Consider the following 20764-nt stretch of genomic DNA (forward strand, 5'->3'; position numbering starts at 1 on the left):
GACCTGTTTTAAATTTAGTCGATTTTGCCCGATTTAGCAACCCCTGCGCCCTTAAAACTCGCTGGATTGTCGGTGACTTACCTAGCGACTGGAAAGTGTTTCTTCTATTATGATACGATGATGGCAAAGGGAAGGTAGAGATTAATTGATATGGTAAAAACGATTCGGAAAATGTGGCCATTACTGGTCCTAGGGTTCTTGGTCAACACGGCATATAGCGTGATGTGGCCGTTGACCACGATTTATTTACATAATGACCTGCACCTCAACCTGGTGGTCAGCGGGTGGATCTTAGCGGCTTACTCGGGCTGCAACGTGTTGGGCGGCTATCTGGGTGGTGTGCTGGGTGACCGGTGGCCGGTGAAACGCGTTGGCCAGGTGACCTTAGCCGCGTTGATCCTGGATGCAGGCGTCGGGTTCTGGTGGAACGACCTGGTGGGTTACCCGCTGGTACTGGTCATTTTCGGCCTGTTGACCGGAATCATGCTGACCCTGGTCACCACGGTAACGGCCCAACTGAGCCACGCGGACAGTCGGCTGTTCAACTTGCTCTATATCTTCATTAATCTGGGCCTAGTCGTGGGGACGGCCAGTATCGGGATCTTGTTCCGGAAAAGTCTGCAACCCATCTTTGCCATGTTAGTGGTGTGCTATCTGCTGGCCATTCTGCTGTGGCACCGGTACGCAGGACGCTTTGTGGTTTCCCGGCAGGCGGTGGCGACTAGTGCCACAACGAATCAAGGTGCTGAGACTGCCACACGTCCGCACCGTGCTAGGTATCGGTTAGCGCCAGTTACCCTGGTGATCTTGCTCTTGAGCCTGGTCTTGATGTGGGGGACCTACGCGCAATGGATGAGTAACGTCTCGGTCTACATTCAAGATGTGGGGCTGAGCATTAAGATTTACAGCTATCTGTGGGTCTATAACGGGTTGTTGCTGATTGTGGTTCAAGCCTTGATGGCTAAATTAAGCCGTTTGGGAGTGTTACCGTGGCAGATTCTGGGTGGTTTGTTAGCCATTGGCGGATCATTTCTACTATTAAGTAGCGCCCATCAAGTTGGAACATTATTTGTAGCCATGACGCTCTTGACGGTGGGGGAGGCCGTTTATGTACCGGGAGTCCCGGCCCTGATCAATGCCTATACGGTGGGCAACGAGGGTAAATACCAGGGACTGGTCAACGCCTTTTCGTCATTGGGTAAGGCGCTGGGACCGGTCTTTGGTGGTTGGCTGGTAGGCCAGGCGGCTGGTTTCGTTGGTCTATTCTGGGTCTGCGCGATCATTGATGGGCTAGTGGTTGTGATGGTTGCCCTGGGCGTTAGCCCGGTGGTCCGCAATCATCGAAATAATTTACGAAAGTCATAGCTACGAACACTGAGTTTGCTCCGGTGAACACGATTGTTTTTCATGGGCTTCCATTGGATGGTTTGCCTTTGAAAAATAATCGTGTTTTTTTGAAAATTAGAGTTGACGGTTAGAGGCTCGGTTGGTATAGTTATATACGTTGTCGTCGCGAAACGCTGATGAAATCAACGAAAGAGATTGAAATTAGTGCTTGACGACAGCATGGATAAAATGATATATTAGTTATGTTGTCGCTTAGCGGTAACTTATCAATGAGGAATATTTAAATAAATTTCTTGTTGACAACATAATCGCTAGATGATAAACTGATAAAGCTACTTGTTGAACAGGTAGTTTGGTAGACCTTTGAAAACTGAACATTGTTTCGACAAACCAAATATGTGTAGGGCGGTTTGAATTTTAGATTCAAACCCAAAGCAATATTTGCGAAGTCAATTCGCTTTAAAAATGTAACAACAATCGATGAGCTATTCGAGCTTATCATCTTTAAGATGAGAGTTTGATCCTGGCTCAGGACGAACGCTGGCGGCATGCCTAATACATGCAAGTCGAACGAGTTCCCGTTGATTGACGTGCTTGCACTGATTTCAACATTGGAACGAGTGGCGAACTGGTGAGTAACACGTGGAAAACCTGCCCAGAAGCAGGGGATAACACTTGGAAACAGGTGCTAATACCGTATAACAACAAAAACCGCATGGTTTTTGTTTGAAAGGTGGCTTCGGCTATCACTTCTGGATGGTTCCGCGGCGCATTAGCTTGTTGGTGGGGTAACGGCTCACCAAGGCGATGATGCGTAGCCGACCTGAGAGGGTAATCGGCCACATTGGGACTGAGACACGGCCCAGACTCCTACGGGAGGCAGCAGTAGGGAATCTTCCACAATGGACGCAAGTCTGATGGAGCAATGCCGCGTGAGTGAAGAAGGGTTTCGGCTCGTAAAACTCTGTTGTTGAAGAAGAACGGGTGTCAGAGTAACTGTTGACATCGTGACGGTATTCAACCAGAAAGCCACGGCTAACTACGTGCCAGCAGCCGCGGTAATACGTAGGTGGCAAGCGTTGTCCGGATTTATTGGGCGTAAAGCGAGCGCAGGCGGTTTCTTAAGTCTGATGTGAAAGCCTTCGGCTTAACCGAAGAAGTGCATCGGAAACTGGGGAACTTGAGTGCAGAAGAGGACAGTGGAACTCCATGTGTAGCGGTGGAATGCGTAGATATATGGAAGAACACCAGTGGCGAAGGCGGCTGTCTAGTCTGCAACTGACGCTGAGGCTCGAAAGCATGGGTAGCGAACAGGATTAGATACCCTGGTAGTCCATGCCGTAAACGATGAGTGCTAGGTGTTGGAGGGTTTCCGCCCTTCAGTGCCGCAGCTAACGCATTAAGCACTCCGCCTGGGGAGTACGACCGCAAGGTTGAAACTCAAAGGAATTGACGGGGGCCCGCACAAGCGGTGGAGCATGTGGTTTAATTCGAAGCTACGCGAAGAACCTTACCAGGTCTTGACATCTTCTGCCAATCTTAGAGATAAGACGTTCCCTTCGGGGACAGAATGACAGGTGGTGCATGGTTGTCGTCAGCTCGTGTCGTGAGATGTTGGGTTAAGTCCCGCAACGAGCGCAACCCTTATTATCAGTTGCCAGCATTCAGTTGGGCACTCTGGTGAGACTGCCGGTGACAAACCGGAGGAAGGTGGGGATGACGTCAAATCATCATGCCCCTTATGACCTGGGCTACACACGTGCTACAATGGACGGTACAACGAGTCGCAAAGTCGCGAGGCTAAGCTAATCTCTTAAAGCCGTTCTCAGTTCGGATTGCAGGCTGCAACTCGCCTACATGAAGTTGGAATCGCTAGTAATCGCGGATCAGCATGCCGCGGTGAATACGTTCCCGGGCCTTGTACACACCGCCCGTCACACCATGAGAGTTTGTAACACCCAAAGCCGGTGAGGTAACCTTTTGGAGCCAGCCGTCTAAGGTGGGACAGATGATTAGGGTGAAGTCGTAACAAGGTAGCCGTAGGAGAACCTGCGGCTGGATCACCTCCTTTCTAAGGAATATACGGAGGCTACACATATTTTGTTGAAACAATGGTCAGTTTTGAGGGGTCTACCCTCAAGCTTGTTCTTTGAAAACTAGATACTATCAATTATTTTCCTTTAATTATTAAGATAATTAAACCGAGAACACCGCGTTTATTTTGAGTTTTTTAATTAGTTTAAATCGCTAATACTCGATTAATCGTTTATCACGTCGTGATAAATAGGTTAAGTTATGAAGGGCGCATGGTGAATGCCTTGGTACTAGGAGCCGATGAAGGACGGGACTAACACCGATATGCTTCGGGGAGCTGTACGTAAGCTTTGATCCGGAGATTTCCGAATGGGGAAACCCAATCATCTTTACCGATGATTACAACTTGACGAATACATACTCAAGTTGTGGCAGACGTGGGGAACTGAAACATCTAAGTACCCACAGGAAGAGAAAGAAAATTCGATTCCCTAAGTAGCGGCGAGCGAACGGGGAACAGCCCAAACCAATGTGCTTGCACATTGGGGTTGTAGGACTGAACATTTGAGTTACCAAAGTCAATGATAATCGAAGTGTCTGGGAAGGCACGGCAGAGAGGGTGATACCCCCGTAGATGAAATCGTTGACCCTCAGTTCAGGATCCTGAGTACGGCCAGACACGTGAAACCTGGTCGGAATCCGGGAGGACCATCTCCCAAGGCTAAATACTCCCTAGTGACCGATAGTGAACCAGTACCGTGAGGGAAAGGTGAAAAGCACCCCGGAAGGGGAGTGAAATAGTTCCTGAAACCATGTGCCTACAATTAGTTAGAGCCCGTTAATGGGTGATAGCGTGCCTTTTGTAGAATGAACCGGCGAGTTACGTTAATTTGCAAGGTTAAGGTGTAAAGACCGGAGCCGCAGCGAAAGCGAGTCTGAAACGGGCGTTTCAGTAAATTGACGTAGACCCGAAACCAGGTGATCTATCCATGTCCAGGCTGAAGGTGCGGTAAAACGCACTGGAGGGCCGAACCCGTGTATGTTGAAAAATGCTGGGATGAGGTGTGGATAGCGGTGAAATTCCAAACGAACTTGGAGATAGCTGGTTCTCTCCGAAATAGCTTTAGGGTTAGCCTCGGAGTCAAGAATCGTGGAGGTAGAGCCACTGTTTGGACTAGGGGCCCGTCATGGGTTACTGAATTCAGATAAACTCCGAATGCCACAGATTTATATCCGGGAGTCAGACGATGAGTGATAAGATCCACCGTCGAAAGGGGAACAGCCCAGACCACCAATTAAGGTCCCTAAATATGTGCTAAGTGGAAAAGGATGTGGAATTGCATAGACAGCTAGGATGTTGGCTCAGAAGCAGCCACCATTTAAAGAGTGCGTAATAGCTCACTAGCCGAGTGACTCTGCGCCGAAAATATACCGGGGCTAAGCACATTACCGAAATTGTGGACGCAACTATGTTGCGTGATAGGAGAGCGTTCTAAGGGCGACGAAGTTAGACCGCAAGGACTAGTGGAGCGCTTAGAAGTGAGAATGCCGGTATGAGTAGCGAAAGATCAGTGAGAATCCGATCCACCGAATGACTAAGGTTTCCTGGGGAAGGCTCGTCCTCCCAGGGTTAGTCGGGACCTAAGCCGAGGCCGAGAGGCGTAGGCGATGGATAACAGGTTGATATTCCTGTACTAGTTAATGTTGTTTGAACGATGGAGGGACGCAGGAGGCTAAAGCATGCGCACGATTGGAAATGTGCGTCCAAGCGTTAAGTCTGGTGATGAGTCAAATGCTTATCACTAAGGACAAGACGTGACGGGGACCGAATTTTAGTAGGGAAGTGCTCCACGTCACACTGCCGAGAAAAGCTTCTAGTTAGACATTAATTACCCGTACCGCAAACCGACACAGGTAGTCGAGGAGAGTATCCTAAGGTGAGCGAGTGAACTCTTGTTAAGGAACTCGGCAAAATGACCCCGTAACTTCGGGAGAAGGGGTGCTACACGCAAGTGTAGCCGCAGTGAAAAGGCCCAGGCGACTGTTTATCAAAAACACAGGTTTCTGCAAAATCGTAAGATGACGTATAGGGGCTGACGCCTGCCCGGTGCTGGAAGGTTAAGTGGATGAGTTAGCTTCGGCGAAGCCCAGAAATGAAGCCCCAGTAAACGGCGGCCGTAACTATAACGGTCCTAAGGTAGCGAAATTCCTTGTCGGGTAAGTTCCGACCCGCACGAAAGGCGTAACGATCTGGGCACTGTCTCAACAAGAGACTCGGTGAAATTATAGTACCTGTGAAGATGCAGGTTACCCGCGACAGGACGGAAAGACCCCATGGAGCTTTACTGTAGCTTGATATTGGGTGTTGACACAGCTTGTACAGGATAGGTCGGAGCCGTAGATATCGGAACGCTAGTTTCGATGGAGGCGCTGGTGGGATACGACCCTCGCTGTGTGAACACTCTAACCCGCACCACTTATCGTGGTGGGAGACAGTGTCAGGTGGGCAGTTTGACTGGGGCGGTCGCCTCCTAAAAAGTAACGGAGGCGCCCAAAGGTTCTCTCAGAATGGTTGGAAATCATTCGTCGAGTGTAAAGGCAGAAGAGAGCTTGACTGCGAGACAGACAGGTCGAGCAGGGACGAAAGTCGGGCTTAGTGATCCGGTGGTACCGTATGGAAGGGCCATCGCTCAACGGATAAAAGCTACCCTGGGGATAACAGGCTTATCTCCCCCAAGAGTCCACATCGACGGGGAGGTTTGGCACCTCGATGTCGGCTCATCGCATCCTGGGGCTGTAGTCGGTCCCAAGGGTTGGGCTGTTCGCCCATTAAAGCGGTACGCGAGCTGGGTTCAGAACGTCGTGAGACAGTTCGGTCCCTATCCGTCGCGGGCGTAGGAAATTTGAGAGGAGCTGTCCTTAGTACGAGAGGACCGGGATGGACATACCGCTGGTGTACCAGTTGTGCCGCCAGGCGCATCGCTGGGTAGCTATGTATGGATGAGATAAACGCTGAAAGCATCTAAGTGTGAAACTCGCCTCGAGATGAGATTTCCCATTCCTATATGGAAGTAAGACCCCTGAGAGATGATCAGGTAGATAGGCTGGAAGTAGCAGCACCGTGAGGTGTGGAGCGGACCAGTACTAATCGGTCGAGGACTTAACCAAGTAATGGTGTTCTCAAGAGAATAATTGGTAGTAGCTAGTTTTGAGGGAATAAGTTCTCTTATAGTGTGGTGGCGATAGCCTGAAGGATACACCTGTTCCCATGCCGAACACAGAAGTTAAGCTTCAGCACGCCAAAAGTAGTTGGGGGATCGCCCCCTGCAAGGATAGGACGTTGCCACGCGACGTGAAGAACCCAGTGATTGGGTTCTTTTTTTGTATTTTCACGCCAATTTAAATGGCTGAACTGTTAGTCAAGAAAACCATAGAAACCGGTTACGCGACCGGGCTTTCAAAGCTCGGTGGTGCTTAAGGCTTAGTATGGTAGACGGCTTGGTTAAGCAACCACCAGATTATCGGGCAACATGGTCACTGGGCTGCGTCGGATGACGGTCCGTGTGCTATGATAGTGAAGTGATGTTTTGGTGAAAGAGTTTGAAAATCAACTTAAGACTAGGAATGGGTGGAAAAAAAGATGAAAAGGTATCGGAACTACCGATTAAGCCTGGGATGGCAAATCCTGATTGGCTTAATCTTGGGAATCGTACTTGGAGCGGTCTTCTACGAGAATAAACTCGCCATCACCGCCATGCAGAATATTGGGAACATGTTTATCGGCCTGATCCAAATGATCGTGCTGCCAATCGTGGTCTCGTGTCTGACTGTCGGTATCGCCAACATGGGCGATATCAAGAAACTCGGTCGGGTCGGTGGGAAGACCATTATCTACTTCGAAATCATGACCACCATCGCGATTGCGTTAGGTCTGCTGATTGGGAATATTTTCCATCCTGGGACGTTTATTGACATTCATCAACTACATAGTACGGATATCAGTCAATACGTCTCTACGGCCAAATCAGCCAAGAATACGGGTATCTGGTCGACCCTCATGGGCATCATCCCGACCAACTTCTTCAAGTCGTTGGGTGAAGGGGACATGATGCCAGTCATCTTCTTCTCCGTCTTCTTCGGATTAGGAACGGCGGCTATCGGTGAAAAGGGTAAGATCATCATTGACTTCCTGGACGCCGTTTCACAAGTCATGTTCAAAGTCACAAACTGGGTCATGCACACGGCACCCATCGGGGTCTGTGCCTTGATTGGGGTCACGATTGCGCAAATGGGTCTGTCGGCCCTAGCACCGTTGGGATACTTCATCGTACTGGCGTACGGGACCATGCTCCTGTTCATCCTGGTCTTCATGGGACTGGTTGCCCGGCTCTTCGGGTTCCGGCTCTGGGAACTCTTAGTGGTGATCAAGGATGAAGCCGTCTTGGCCTTCTCCACGGCCAGTTCGGAAGCCACGTTACCGCGGCTAATCGATAAGATGGATAAGTTCGGGGTCAGTCAAGGTATCGTGTCCTTCGTGATTCCGACTGGCTACACGTTCAACCTGGATGGATCCGCTATCTATCAATCACTGGCCGCCTTATTCTTAGCTCAGGCCTACAACATTCACCTGAGTCTGGGGCAACAGATTACCTTGCTGGTGGTCTTGATGATTACCAGTAAAGGGATGGCCGGGGTGCCCGGAGCGTCCTTTGTGGTTCTGTTGGCGACCGTCTCGACGATTGGTGTGCCAATGAGTGGGTTGACCTTTATCGCCGGCATCGACCGGCTGGTAGATATGGGCCGGACCGCAGTCAACGTGGTGGGGAACTCCTTAGCCACGGTGGTCATCGGTAAGTCGGAACATGAATTCAGTGAAGAAAAGAGTCAGGCCTACTTAGCCCAGATTCGGCATAAGGAAGCTTAACCGCTGAAACACAAAACGCACCTGTCAGATTGTTAATAATCTGATAGGTGCGTTTTTTATGATCAAGAGTTGTTGGCGTTATGCCAGCGCAATCAGGTCACACTGGGCGCGCTTGCGGGGTGATTCCCATCAGCCCATGGGGTTGCCAAGTGACCATGGTTAACCGTTCGATGACGGCTTGGCATAACGAGACTTTTCGATGTAAACGGCATCTTGGCGTTCAAACGGACACGGCGTCAGTCACTGGCCACTTTCTCCCCGCTGAATTCCTTCAACGGTGAAGCCCAAGGTCGCGGAACGCGACAGAATCCTGGCTAGCACGTCAATGCATCATGGCTGGATTGGGCCGAAAAAACGGGGTGGCTCAAGCTTGGATGGTCCGTAGACGGGGCTACTGGTCGGTTCCCAAACGAATTCGAGAAAGTCAAACGGCTAGCTGATCAACCACAACGTTGATCCCGTTTGAGGTAAACGGCGAACCGAACAAGTAGCTTTAATGCAGTCGGCATCGATCGCCGTATCAAGCAACGGCGTCCGAGACGGGAAAGCGGGTCGCGGTCACGTCAAAGCGTCAACCAAGAGGTGTGAACGCTGACGAACTTTCCCACCGGCAAGTGATCACAACACGATCCGGGGTCATCTTTAACTGTTGTCATCGTTCCCACCTCCTTTAAGGTCAAAGTCTAGATAAATTAAAAGCGCTCAGCAACGACTAGCTGAGCGCATCGAAATTCATGCGAGTTAAAAACAGGCTAGTCGTTGAGTTTTAGCACTATACGGCGTAGTTTGTTCAACAGCTACATTAGATCAGGCCTTCGTTGACCTGAACAGCTGACTCATTGGCATCTCTCGATGTTTCTGAGTAGTAGCATTTTCCGTATAGGAGCCTCACCTAACAGCTTCTAATTGATTACACTGGTTAGTATAAAGGATGGTTGGCCAAAACGCAACCAAAACACGTCGACTGGACTCAGACTGGCGCGTTGAACGCAATTTTCGGAGGGGAAGTTTCGTAAATTAGTCCAGCCAACTAGTTTAGAATGATTCTTGACTAGTGAGTGAAAAACGCGTATGCTAAAGAAGAGTCAGAGATTAGAATTTGAGGGGAGCTAGTTTTTTTATGAACTTTATTGGAACCGAATTACCCGATTTTCAAGTCAACGCTTATCAGGATGGGGACGTTCACGCGGTCACGACACAGGATCTCTTAGGCCACTGGTCCATTCTCTTCTTTTACCCAGCTGATTTTTCATTCGTTTGTCCAACGGAATTAGGCGACTTAGCGGACCACTACGCAGCATTTAAGGCCCAAAACGCCGAAATCTACAGTGTTTCCGAGGACACGGAGTTCGTGCATCAGGCCTGGCACGAACAGAGCCCTGAGGTCGGTAAGGTCGCGTATCCGATGTTGGCCGACCCGGCGGGCACCTTAGCGCGGCATTACCAAGTCTTAAACGCGGACTTGGGTCAAGCTTACCGGGGCGTCTTTATTCTGGATCCGGCAGGCAAAGTCCGTTCCTACACGATCAATGACATGGGGATTGGCCGGAATGCCGAGGAAGTCTTACGGACGTTGACTGCCGCTCAGTTCGTGGCTGAGCACGGTGACCGGGTCTGCCCCGCAAACTGGCACAAGGGCGATGCAACTCTGAAGCCAGGGACCGATTTGGTCGGGAAACTTTAAACTTAGACATGACAAAAGGGAGCGGATTTTTCCGCTCCCTTTTTTATAGATTTAAGAATTACAGACCTTGCTTGATTTGAGCGTACCGTTGGGCGTACCAATCTTCCCAAGTCGTGTCCTTTAAGGAACCATCGGCGTTGTATGCAATCCCCACGGTCTTTAAGATGTTGAGGAACAATTGCCGCTTGTTCCGCAGAACACCAGCGATCAATTGGTCGGGGGAGAAGAACCGGTTTTCAAACAGGTAGGTGTTGATATCGTTCATTGAATAGTCGACCCGAAAATCAGATAAGATTTCCAAATCGTTGGTCTTGTAGTGCCGCAAATAAAAGTGGGCGAACTCAGTTAACGCCGTGTCTTGTGCGCCTTCGTCTAAGTCCGTGATTAAAGTTGAATCTGCCAAAGCGTGGAACCTCCTCTAAAATACTCATGCTGCTGACCACCGCTGATCAGTCTTCTAAATCTATTATGGCACATTTTGTGGTCGGGTAAAGTCTCCCGCAATCATTTTTCGGGTGATTCCGTTTTCAATTTGACCAACCAGTAGATATTCTCATCGATTTGCCAGGCGGTGAGCGCTACGGCGCCGTAGTGTATAATAAGAACCTAGACGGCTAGGTCGGTGAGAAAACTCACTAACGGCCTAGTCAGCAGACCACCCGCGATGGATGCGGGAAAGGGGAGTTATCGGAAGATGCAAGTGTTAGTTGTGGGGGCCAACGGACAGGTTGGCCGCCAGTTAGTGACCCAGTTACGGCAACGCGGCGATGTGCCGCTGGCGGGTTTGAGTCCCGTGGAAGACGGCGAGGATTGGGAAGACTTGGGCGTGACTGTCCGGCGAATCGACCTTTTACGTAAGCCGGAGCACCTAGCTAGTGCGATGCTGGGGGTGGATGCCGTGATCTTTGCGGCCGGTTCTGGTGGTCGGACTAAGGATGATATGACCCTGTTGATCGACCTGGACGGGGCGGTCAAGACCATGCAGGCTGCGGAAATCGCGGGGGTTCCGCGGTTCTTGATGATCAGCATGCTGTTTGCGGAAGACCGTAATCGGTGGGCTGACCCGTTGAAGCCGCTATACGTTGCGAAATTTTACGCCGACCATTGGCTGACCCATCAGACCCACTTGGCCTACACCATCGTGGAGCCCGGCGCGCTGTCCTTTCACGCACCGACCGGACGCTTCCAGAGTGATCCGTTAGCCGTAGGGAGTATCTCCCGGGCCGACGTGGCCGCCTTTCTGGTGGCTGCACTCCATGACGACCGGACGATTGGCAAGACTGTTCCGCTGCTGAGTGGAACGCTGAGTTTGCCGGAGTTGTTGGACCAGTTGTCGGGAAATAACGGATAATTACATAGGTGATCAAACGTCATAATGGACGAGTCCATTGTGGCGTTTTTTTAATTTATTTTTAGGAAAACGTTAACCTTAAAAAGGCGATGGTTGGGGGAATTTGGCCTATAAATTCATGTATATTTAGATTAATAAAGAGCTTTGCGATTAGGAAAACGTTTGACAAACTTTTGGAAAACGTTTACCATAACTCATGAAATCATAAAGTACTTTCTGATCATCAAATAACGTGATTGACGATAACATTTCAGTTAGCGACTGAGTGGGCTAGGAGATTTTGACCATAATGTGTTCGTCAATCTTACATGGACACCCTTTAACGGAGGAAAACACAATGACTTTAATTTTAAATACTTGGATTTTTGAACAAGCCGTTGCTCAGGGGACCTCGCAGGTCGATTTAGTTAGTCGGGTAGCGCGGTTGGGTGCGGACGGTATTGAGGTACGACGTGAATACTTTACGGATCTTCCTACTGAGACACGGGCGATTCATCGAGCTGCTCAAAATGCTGGTCTGGTGGTCAACTACAGTGTTCCTGATGAATTGTTTACAGATACGGGACAATTGAATCCCAAGTTGCCTATGTATTTTGCGGAAGGTCAAGCAATGGGGATTCGTAAAATCAAGTTTAATACGGGCCACTTTGATCGCTTCACGGGAGATTTGGCAACGGCCTTAAGTCGGTTACCACTTGATCAAATCGAGCTCAATGTTGAGAATGACCAAACGGCGGTTTCGGGAACCGTTCCGGCGCTTAAGACGTTTTTAGAGGCTGTTCGTCAACAAACTTCAGCCAACGTGGGTTACGTTTACGACTTAGGGAACTGGGCATTTACCCACGGCGATGCACAGGCTAGTGCCCAAGCGTTAGCACCGTATACGCACTATATTCATTTAAAGAACACCCAAGCGGTTGCTGGCAAGTTAGTCACAACGGATGATTTAGATACAGGAATGTATGACTGGCGCCACCTGTTGACCTACCTTCCACACGACGTGGACTTTGCACTGGAGTACCCAATGGCTAGTGATCAACAGATTGCGCAACAAATTCAAGTATTCCGCCAGGGAGTAGGTGATTAGGATGGGTTCAACCATTAGTGCAGTACTGCTACTTCTGACATTTGTTGGTTTTATCTATTACATCGTAAAGGGCGGAAACCTGATGATTGGTTTCTTCATCATGGCAATTCTTTGGGCCGTGATTGGTCAGGTTCCTGCTAGTCAGGTGATTCAGAAGGTTTTTGCGGATCCAGCGCTTAATTACGGACCGACAATTATTTACATTATTTTTGGCTCCTGGTTTGGCCGGGTTTTAGTCGACAGCGGGATTGCACCGGCTATTTCAGAAGCAACGAACAAGGTAGGGAAGAAGCAGCCGGTACTGGCCGTGATGCTGGTCATTATTGTAACGGCATTTATCTTTGTGAGTGCCTATGGTGTGGGATCCGTGATTGCCATTGGGGTTATCCTATTACCCATCATGTTATCGGTTGGGTTACCACGGGACATTGCTTTATCTGCTTTTTCAATGGCGATTGGTGCACCGATGTATTTAAACGTGGTGCTATATAACCAGATTAAGGCATTTTTCCCGCGCGCAGAGTACGGGGGTAAGTACTTAGTATTCGGAGTTTGTGCCACCCTAGTTCAACTGGTTGCGGTGATGGGATTTGTCTTTTGGCACCGAAAACGGATTGACGCTAGTAAGGCTAATGAGAATCTGAAAATCATTGGGGCGGAAACTCAAGCGGTTGCAGATGTTAAGGTACCTAAGTTGGCATTTATTGTGCCCATTGTTCCCGTGATGATGAACATGCTGTTTAAATGGGATGCCATTCCCGCGCTTACGCTCGCTACCTTACTGGCAATGGGCCTGACCGGGAAGTTTAAAGGCTATCAAAAATTCGTTGATTTTTTGAACAGCACAATTAAGCAAGCCATTAGTGATATTGCGGGACTCATCATGTTCTTAATGGCCCTGATCATGTTTAGTGGTGCTGCTTCAATGGATGCGGTCAGATTCCGGCCGTTATTCGAAGCGGTTTTGCCTCATAATATGCTGATTTTAGCGTTAGCTTTTGGTGTTTTAGCACCGTTGGCGATGTTTCGAGGTCCCTTCCATGTATGGGGGGCTGGTGCAGCAACCGCGGCGGTTCTATCAGGCCTGGGGTTGTTCAGCGATGGCTTCCTTTTACCACTGCTGTACGTGCCAACTTTGATGGCCGTTTCGACCGACATTACCCAATCATGGAATGTCTGGGGACTAAATTATATGAAGGTCTCGACTAAGGCGTTTCTAAAGCACGGGGTGCCCGTCATGTGGGTAGTCTCAATTATTAACGAAGTACTAGTTTATTTATTCTTTGGCTAAAACTGACCCAGAAATGAGGATATGATTATGAGTGAAATTATGACGATTGGCGAACCGATTGTAACGTTTGCCTCGAAAGAACCGGATGTCTCGTTAGCAGACGCCTTGGATTTTCAAAAAATCATGGGCGGTGCGGAGTTAAACGTCGCAATTGGTGCAAAACGTCTCGGGCATTCCGTTGATTATATTTCCCAAGTGGGACAAGAACCTCTGGGAGATTACGTCATTAAGACGATTAAACACCATCACGTTGGCACGGACTATATTACCCGAGTGCCAGATTATTGGACGGCTTTTCAACTAAAGGATTTGGTTACCCATGGCGATCCCGAAATTCACAATTATCGGCGCGGGTCTGCAGCCGCACATTTGACGCCTGAAGTTATTGATCAGATTGATTTAACGGGCGTTAAAGCGGCCCACATGTCGGGAATCTTTCCGGCAATCTCAGCCACGGCGGAAGCAACTTTCCGTGCGCTATTAGCGAGGTTAGAGGAACGGGATATCCTGACGACCTTTGACCCGAATTTACGCTTATCTTTATGGCCGGATCGCCAAAAGATGGCAACGACGCTAAACGAGCTGGCGGGACATGCAACGATTGTGTTGCCTGGAGTTGAAGAGGGCAAGTTATTGATGGGCTCGGATGATCCGGAAAAGATTGCCGATTTTTACTTACAAGGTGCTTGGACTCAAGTTGTGATTGTAAAAGTAGGGCCAGCCGGGGCGTACGTTAAACAAGCTAACGGCGAAAGTTATTTGGTCAAAGGGTTTAAGGTCGCTAAGGTTGTGGATACCGTGGGTGCCGGGGATGGCTTTGCCTTAGGCGTCATTACGGCATTGTTGGAAAAGAAGACACTACGGTCGGCCGTTATGCGGGGAAATGCTGTTGGGGCCATGCAAGTTCAGACATTTGGCGACAATGATGGTTACCCAACCCCCGAAAAATTACGGGCATTTTATCAAGCGGAAGGAGTTACAGAAGACTAATGGACTTACAAGTTGCGATTGATCGAGTTACTCTCGATAAAGCGGTGGCGTTGGTCAAGCAGTTAGATACTAAAGTTGATACGATTGAATTAGGAACTTCTCTGGTGAAAGATTACGGACTAGAGCAAATTCATGCCGCATTACCTACACTGACCCATGCCAAGTTGTTGTTGGACTTGAAGACGATTGACGAAGGCGTTTACGAATTTGAGAAGGGTTTTGCTGTAGGCGATATTTTAACGGCAATGGGCGCCGGTGCACCGGATATGTTAGATGGTGTCTATCAAGTTGCTGAATCAGTGCACAAACAACTTTTTATTGATTTGATGGAGACGGGCGATGACCGAATTGCGAAGATTGCGGACTTTACCCACGCGATTTATGGGATTCACCATGCCAAGGATTCTCAGGCTGGATTTGATGCTGCAGCAACGGTGGCGGACTTTCACCAGAAGTTTCCGCAAGTTCAGCACGTTTCAGTGGCCGGTGGAATTGACCTAGATATGGCACGGAAATTAGCCCGGCAAGGAATCGCAGAGTCCGTTATTGTGGGAAGCGCGATTATTAAAACAGCGGATCCCGTTGCTGCAGCTCAGACATTTATGGAGGCAATTCACTAAAATGACATTAATTGAACAGGTTACACATGAAGTTAACGAAGTGATGGGAATGATCGATGAACGTCAGCTAGATGCTGCCGAAAAACTAATCACTAAAAAGACGCGTATTTTTGTCCTAGGAGCGGGACGCTCTGGCTTAATGGCCAAGGGATTTGCGATGCGATTAATGCATATTGGATATACCGTCTACGTGATTGGTGAGACCATCACGCCTTCGATTCAAGCTGGGGATGTCCTCCTCTCTGTTTCGGGTTCTGGTAAGACTGCCAGCATCTTGGAATTAACCGAAAAAGCACATGCTAATGGTGTGAAGGTGGTCGCGGTAACGAGTCATGCAGATTCGCCATTGGGGAAAGTTGGTGATACCGTCATTGTAGTACCTGGTGCAACTAAAGCGGGTGATGGTGTACATTCTATCCAACTACTAAGTACGCTGTTTGACCAAAGTGTTCACATTACGCTCGACATTCTATGCTTAAAGTTGAGTCGACGGGATAACATCTCAAATGCCTCGGCAGCAGCGGAACACAGTAACATGGAATAACGTCGTTTGAAGCCGACAAAAACAGTGTGATTTCGTCAGGAAATCACACTGTTTTTTCGTAGAATTCAAGAGACGTGGTAAAATTAACTGATAGTTTAAAAGCGAAGTATTTATGTGAAAGACACCACACGAAGAGGTTCGATTCTTTGGAAATCATTATGAACTAGAAAATGGAGAAATGACGATGGCGCAGAAAGCTCATAAAAATGCGAATATTAAAGACGTCGCCGCTTTAGCAGGCGTCTCGATTGCGACCGTATCCCGCTTCTTGAACGGAAATTTGGGGCGTATGTCTGCTGCCACGGCCACTAAGGTACAGGACGCCATTACCAAGTTAAATTACGTGCCTAATTCAGTGGCTCGGCAGATGATCACCCGGTCTAGCAAAATGGTGGCAGTTATCGTGGCTAATATTGACGATTATTTTTCAACGGAGCTGTTTAAAGGAATTAGTTCTATTTTGGAAAGCCAGGGGTATATCGGGGTTCTTTTCGATGCTAATTCGGATATTGAACGCGAAAAAACGTTGTTACAGACAATCGGTTCCCATATGTTTGATGGGTTGATTCTACAATCATTCAGTAACCCGCAAACGGTTCGTGAAAATTTACATCAACAAATGCCGATTGTCAGTGTTGACCGGGAGATGGACGCTTGTCCCTGGCCACAAGTGATCAGTGATAATTACGATGCGGCGCGAGAAGCTACGGCTTACTTTGAGCGGCAAGGTTTTACCCACGTTGTAGCGTTAACTTCGGAGGTGGATTTGAGTCGGACCCGGCGAGAACGGATTCGTGGAATTCAAGCGGCTAGCAGTGATGTTGATGTCCTCGAAGTTTCGGAGGCGTCATATAATCACAGCGATGTTTACCAACAACTAACACGGCTGATCCAAAAAAGTCGTGAAAAAACGGTGGTTTTCGCTTTAAAGGAACGCTGGTTACTGGAGTTCTTCCCGAATTTAATTATTCAAGGATTAATTGATAATCAGGATGTAACGGCCACGGGATTTGCAGATACTGAATTTATCCGGCGAATGGAACCTAAGCTGACTTTGCTGACACAAAACCCGTTTCTCATGGGGGCGAGCTCAGCGGAAATCATGTTACGGGAGTTGGCCGGTGAGACCGTTCCGCCAGAAAAAACGGTGATTCCGGTAAAACTCCAGTAAAGGGAGGCACCCATGTTAGTACGAACATTCTATCAGCCAGCAAAGCCAACACTGTTAATGTCGTTGCATCCGGCAATGGCGACCCGGATTCAGCGTCAGGAAAAGGTCCTGGAGTTTCGCAAGCGGTTCTTCGCGCACCCGTTTCAGGCCTTCGTGTGCATCACGGGGCCGCAGGGCGGTGTCGGCCTCTTCTTAGACGTTGACCAGCCGGAAGAGAGCGACGTTGCGACCCTGATTCAACGGGGGATGCAGGTGCAGCAGGACGACCCGGCGGCGTTGCGTCAGTACTTTGGCACCGTCGAGCGGGGACTGGCATTGCCGATTCGGACTGCGGCGACCTTATCTTTGGTCCCACGTGACCAATTACGGGCCAAGTTTCCGGGATTCGTGGCGCCCCGCGCCTACCAGTTCTTGGATAAGCCGGCCAAGCGGCCACTATTAAATGACTTATTAACCAGCGACGTTCAATCCGCTTGGACGCGCGCCTAAAAAACGCAGTGCTAATCAGCATTGCGTTTTTTGGTGGTGCGACGTTCGTGCCGGGTACTGAATTCGGCCAGGAGAATGGCCAGCCACAGTGCACCGCAGAGAATGGTCAGGTTATCGGCCAGCGGACCGGCTAGGGTGAGCCAGCTGATGATTGTCATCAGTGTTAGCAGGAGCGTTATCAGGTAGGCCCAACGACGACAACGCTGCCACCGGCTGATTGATGAATCGTCGCTGATGGCGTCCGTGAACTCCCGCAGGCGCGTAATGGCTAAAAGGTTCAGCAGGCCCATCACGTCTAACGTGATTTTAGCAATCAGCAGGTGTTGGGTAAAAAGGATCGCCACGATGAAGCAGACATTGATCACCAGAAGTAACTGGGTAATTGGTCGGATTCGGCGGAGGACCTCGGGCTTACGCAGCGTTTCGGTAACGCCGGCGTCTTCCTTGATCAGCGTATCTAGCGACAGGTGGTAATAATCAATCAGGCGAATCAGGCTGTCGATGTCGGGATAGCTATGACCCGTTTCCCAACTCGAAATGGTTTGCCGCGTGACGTTTAGTGCTTGGGCCACGGTGGCCTGAGTTAAGTGCTGGGCCTGGCGAGCTTGTTTCAACCGTTCTCCAAATTCCATTGGATCATCTCCCCTTAGTTAAGTTCAGCATAGCAAAGGTCACTCTAAAAGACGAGCAAAGATTCTAAGCATGGTTGCTGGACCGGGGTTAGACGGCTATGGGGAAATGAGTGGAAGCATTTCGTTGGCAACAAAAAAACGACGCCGCAAGCGACGTCGTTTAGAATCTTTAAGACTTTAAATTTATTGTTCTTCGTACCATGAGTAGTGGAAGTTTCCTTCACGGTCACGACGTTCGTAGGTGTGGGCACCGAAGTAGTCCCGTTGTGCTTGCAGCAAGTTTGCTGGCAGCACTTCTGCCCGGAAACTGTCGTAGTAGGTGATGGCAGCGGAGAAGCTTGGGACTGGGATCCCAGCTTGAACGGCCGTAGCAACCACGTCACGAACGGATTGTTGATACTTGGCTGCGATGTCCTTGAAGTAGCTGTCGAACAACAAGTTGCTCAACTTAGGATCCTTTTCAAAGGCATCCGTGATGTTTTGCAGGAATTGGGCCCGGATGATGCATCCGCCACGCCAGATCTGTGCTAATTCACCAAACTTCAAGTTCCAGTCGTAGGTTTCGGAAGCGACCCGGAGTTGTTCGAACCCTTGGGCGTAACTCATCAACTTACTGAAGAAGAGGGCTTGACGAACCTTTTCAACGAATTCGGTCTTGTCACCAATTTCGGCCTTGCCTTGCTTGGCAGCAGCTGGCAATTCCTTGGAAGCCTTGACCCGTTCGTCCTTCATCATGGAGATGTACCGGGCGTAAACGGATTCGGTGATGACAGATTGTGGTACTTGGATGTTCAGCGCATCTTCGGAACTCCACTTACCAGTTCCTTTGTTGTTCCCACGGTCCAAGATGGCATCGACGATTGGCAAGTTCTTGTCGTCGCCTAAGTCATCCTTACGCGTCAAAATGTCAGCGGTGATTTCAATCAAGTAACTGTCAAGTTCACCCTTGTTCCATTCCTTGAAGATGTCCGCCATTTCGTCAACGGAGATTCCGGCAACGTTGCGCATGATGTTGTAGCTTTCGTCGATCAGCTCTTCATCACCGTATTCAATCCCGTTGTGGACCATCTTAACGTAGTGACCTGCACCGTTCGGGCCGATGTAGGAGACACATGGCTTGCCGTCTTGTGGTGCTTTAGCAGAGATTTGTTCCAAGATTGGGGCAACCAGGTCGTAAGCTTCCTTTTGGCCACCAGGCATCAGGGAAGGACCTTGTAAGGCACCCAGTTCACCACCGGAAACCCCCATGCCGATGAAGTTGATCCCGGACTTGTCGAGTTCCGCGTTCCGGGCCATGGTGTCATGGAAGTTCGTGTTCCCACCATCAATCAGGACATCACCTTTGTCCAGCAATGGTAAGAGTTCTTGAATGACGGCGTCAGTTGGCTTACCAGCCTTGACCATCAAGAGAATCCGCCGAGGCGTTTCCAGAGACTTCACGAAGTCTTCAACGTTGTAACTTGGAATCAAGTTCTTGTCGCTGTGATCCTTCATAACGTCCTTGGTCCGGTAATCGGAACGGTTGTAGATTCCAACCGTGTATCCGCGACTTTCAATGTTCAGGGCTAAGTTCTTGCCCATGACCGCCATACCAACAACACCAATGTTTGCTTGTTTGTCTGCCATTAGTAACCTTCCTTTGTGTATCAGAATTAAAATCAGGCCTTACAGCGTTAAGTGTATCATCTCACAAAGTGAAAGTGAAATAATATGACTTACTTTTTGAAAACCGGGACAGTGTTTTCAAAAAAGTAATTTGCCAGGACGAGATTAGTATGGTGGTTATTAAATATTTCCGACAAACTAATGAGGGGAGAATCATAACCTCCTAGTGCATTTAGGACACTCAATGGTCTGTTACCGAGATGATTCGGCAGTTTTTTTCGATTTACGAGGATAATTAATCGTCATTTGGGTCAGGATTCCTAAGAAGGTGGACTCTGGAAGGGGGTGCCTTTATAATACTAACTTGCGATTATAAAATTAGTGAATAATCACAAATATGAACACTACATACTTTGGGGGAGTAACATGAAACGTTTGACGATTTTAACCACTATTCTATTAGCAACCCTTTCTTTGACCGCCTGCTCGGGGGCCACTAGCTCGGAGGATTCGTCTGCTGATCCATCGACCAGTAAAGTTGCGGATTCTGAAGACTCGTCTTCTGATGATGACACGGAAGACGAGTCTTCAGAAGATGAGTCCTCAGAAAGCGAGACTTCGGAAAAAGAATCTTCAGAGAATCAAACGCCGGCTGAATATACCTCGGCTTTAAGTAAAGCCCAAGACTATGCGGAATCCATGAAAATGTCTAAGCAGGGGGTCTATGACCAACTGACGTCGAGTTATGGTGAAAAATTCTCGGCACAGGCCGCGAATTACGCGATGGACAACCTGTCGGGAATTGACTGGAACGAAAACGCGTTAAGTAAAGCCCAAGATTACCAGGGGATGGACATGTCCCCGGAATCGATTCGGGACCAGTTAACGTCAAGTCATGGCGAGCAATTTACGGCCGCGGAAGCAGACTATGCCGTGAGCCATCTTAGTAAGTAGCCGAAATCAGCGGCATTCAACGCAAAAAAATCCGTTTCCCC

Annotated in this window: 15 protein-coding genes, 3 rRNA genes and 1 riboswitch; of the genes, 15 read left to right on the forward strand and 3 right to left on the reverse strand. The window is 49.1% G+C overall.

Annotated elements, in window-relative coordinates:
- Positions 1 to 150: 150 nt before the first annotated feature.
- The 6 genes from RIN67_RS00890 to RIN67_RS00915 all read left to right on the forward strand — a co-directional run bounded on the left by RIN67_RS00890 (position 151) and on the right by RIN67_RS00915 (position 9989).
- Complete coding sequence (locus tag RIN67_RS00890; protein ID WP_264999597.1) at positions 151 to 1365, forward strand: MFS transporter; 1215 nt, start codon at positions 151 to 153, stop codon at positions 1363 to 1365.
- A gap of 487 nt (positions 1366 to 1852) precedes the next feature.
- A 16S ribosomal RNA gene (locus RIN67_RS00895) occupies positions 1853 to 3418 on the forward strand.
- A 215-nt stretch (positions 3419 to 3633) separates the two neighbouring features.
- Positions 3634 to 6549 (forward strand): 23S ribosomal RNA (locus tag RIN67_RS00900).
- A gap of 64 nt (positions 6550 to 6613) precedes the next feature.
- Positions 6614 to 6730: ribosomal RNA gene (gene rrf / locus RIN67_RS00905) — 5S ribosomal RNA — on the forward strand.
- The 16S, 23S and 5S rRNA genes sit together here, the layout of an rRNA operon.
- Before the next feature lie 291 nt (positions 6731 to 7021).
- Positions 7022 to 8305, forward strand: a complete 1284-nt coding sequence (locus RIN67_RS00910; protein ID WP_264999536.1) for a cation:dicarboxylate symporter family transporter — start codon at positions 7022 to 7024, stop codon at positions 8303 to 8305.
- 744 nt (positions 8306 to 9049) lie between these two features.
- Positions 9050 to 9212, reverse strand: a riboswitch (M-box (ykoK) riboswitch).
- A 213-nt stretch (positions 9213 to 9425) separates the two neighbouring features.
- Complete coding sequence (locus RIN67_RS00915) at positions 9426 to 9989, forward strand: peroxiredoxin (protein WP_107739591.1); 564 nt, start codon at positions 9426 to 9428, stop codon at positions 9987 to 9989.
- 58 nt (positions 9990 to 10047) lie between these two features.
- Here the strand turns inward: RIN67_RS00915 and RIN67_RS00920 are convergent, their stop codons facing one another.
- Positions 10048 to 10392 carry a hypothetical protein gene (locus tag RIN67_RS00920; RefSeq protein ID WP_024747024.1) on the reverse strand — a complete coding sequence of 115 codons (345 nt, stop codon included), beginning with the start codon at positions 10390 to 10392 and terminating at the stop codon, positions 10048 to 10050.
- 291 nt (positions 10393 to 10683) lie between these two features.
- On the opposite strand from RIN67_RS00920, the gene RIN67_RS00925 reads away from it, so the two are divergent.
- The 8 genes from RIN67_RS00925 (at position 10684) to RIN67_RS00960 (ending at position 17532) form a co-directional block, all read left to right on the forward strand.
- Complete coding sequence (locus RIN67_RS00925) at positions 10684 to 11340, forward strand: SDR family oxidoreductase (RefSeq protein WP_264999535.1); 657 nt, start codon at positions 10684 to 10686, stop codon at positions 11338 to 11340.
- 337 nt (positions 11341 to 11677) lie between these two features.
- Positions 11678 to 12427: a sugar phosphate isomerase/epimerase family protein gene (locus RIN67_RS00930; protein WP_264999534.1), complete on the forward strand. Its 750-nt coding sequence runs from the start codon at positions 11678 to 11680 to the stop codon at positions 12425 to 12427.
- 1 nt (position 12428) lies between these two features.
- The gene (locus tag RIN67_RS00935; RefSeq protein WP_264999533.1) at positions 12429 to 13718 is read left to right on the forward strand and encodes a gluconate:proton symporter; all 1290 of its coding nucleotides are present in this window, start codon (positions 12429 to 12431) and stop codon (positions 13716 to 13718) included.
- A 27-nt stretch (positions 13719 to 13745) separates the two neighbouring features.
- Positions 13746 to 14708, forward strand: a complete 963-nt coding sequence (locus RIN67_RS00940) for a sugar kinase (RefSeq protein ID WP_264999532.1) — start codon at positions 13746 to 13748, stop codon at positions 14706 to 14708.
- Positions 14708 to 15328: an orotidine 5'-phosphate decarboxylase / HUMPS family protein gene (locus tag RIN67_RS00945; protein ID WP_264999531.1), complete on the forward strand. Its 621-nt coding sequence runs from the start codon at positions 14708 to 14710 to the stop codon at positions 15326 to 15328. Before RIN67_RS00940 ends, RIN67_RS00945 begins: the two co-directional genes overlap by 1 nt.
- 1 nt (position 15329) lies before the next feature.
- Positions 15330 to 15872, forward strand: a complete 543-nt coding sequence (gene hxlB / locus RIN67_RS00950; RefSeq protein WP_264999530.1) for a 6-phospho-3-hexuloisomerase — start codon at positions 15330 to 15332, stop codon at positions 15870 to 15872.
- Between the two features lie 184 nt (positions 15873 to 16056).
- Positions 16057 to 17043, forward strand: coding sequence for a LacI family DNA-binding transcriptional regulator (locus tag RIN67_RS00955; protein WP_264999529.1), 987 nt, complete (start codon positions 16057 to 16059; stop codon positions 17041 to 17043).
- A gap of 12 nt (positions 17044 to 17055) precedes the next feature.
- The gene (locus RIN67_RS00960; protein ID WP_264999528.1) at positions 17056 to 17532 is read left to right on the forward strand and encodes a hypothetical protein; all 477 of its coding nucleotides are present in this window, start codon (positions 17056 to 17058) and stop codon (positions 17530 to 17532) included.
- A gap of 11 nt (positions 17533 to 17543) precedes the next feature.
- On the opposite strand, the gene RIN67_RS00965 is transcribed toward RIN67_RS00960, so the two are convergent.
- Positions 17544 to 18164 carry a helix-turn-helix domain-containing protein gene (locus RIN67_RS00965; RefSeq protein WP_264999527.1) on the reverse strand — a complete coding sequence of 207 codons (621 nt, stop codon included), beginning with the start codon at positions 18162 to 18164 and terminating at the stop codon, positions 17544 to 17546.
- A 183-nt stretch (positions 18165 to 18347) separates the two neighbouring features.
- A complete protein-coding gene (gene gndA / locus RIN67_RS00970) occupies positions 18348 to 19790 on the reverse strand; it encodes an NADP-dependent phosphogluconate dehydrogenase (protein ID WP_024747028.1) in 1443 nt (480 codons plus the stop codon).
- A gap of 405 nt (positions 19791 to 20195) precedes the next feature.
- On the opposite strand from gndA, the gene RIN67_RS00975 reads away from it, so the two are divergent.
- Entirely contained in the window at positions 20196 to 20723 is a 528-nt protein-coding gene (locus RIN67_RS00975; protein WP_264999526.1) for an Ltp family lipoprotein, read from the forward strand.
- Positions 20724 to 20764: the final 41 nt, after the last annotated feature.

This window comes from Levilactobacillus namurensis (assembly GCF_032197885.1).
In the GTDB taxonomy this organism is placed as follows: Bacteria; Bacillota; Bacilli; order Lactobacillales; family Lactobacillaceae; genus Levilactobacillus; species Levilactobacillus namurensis_A.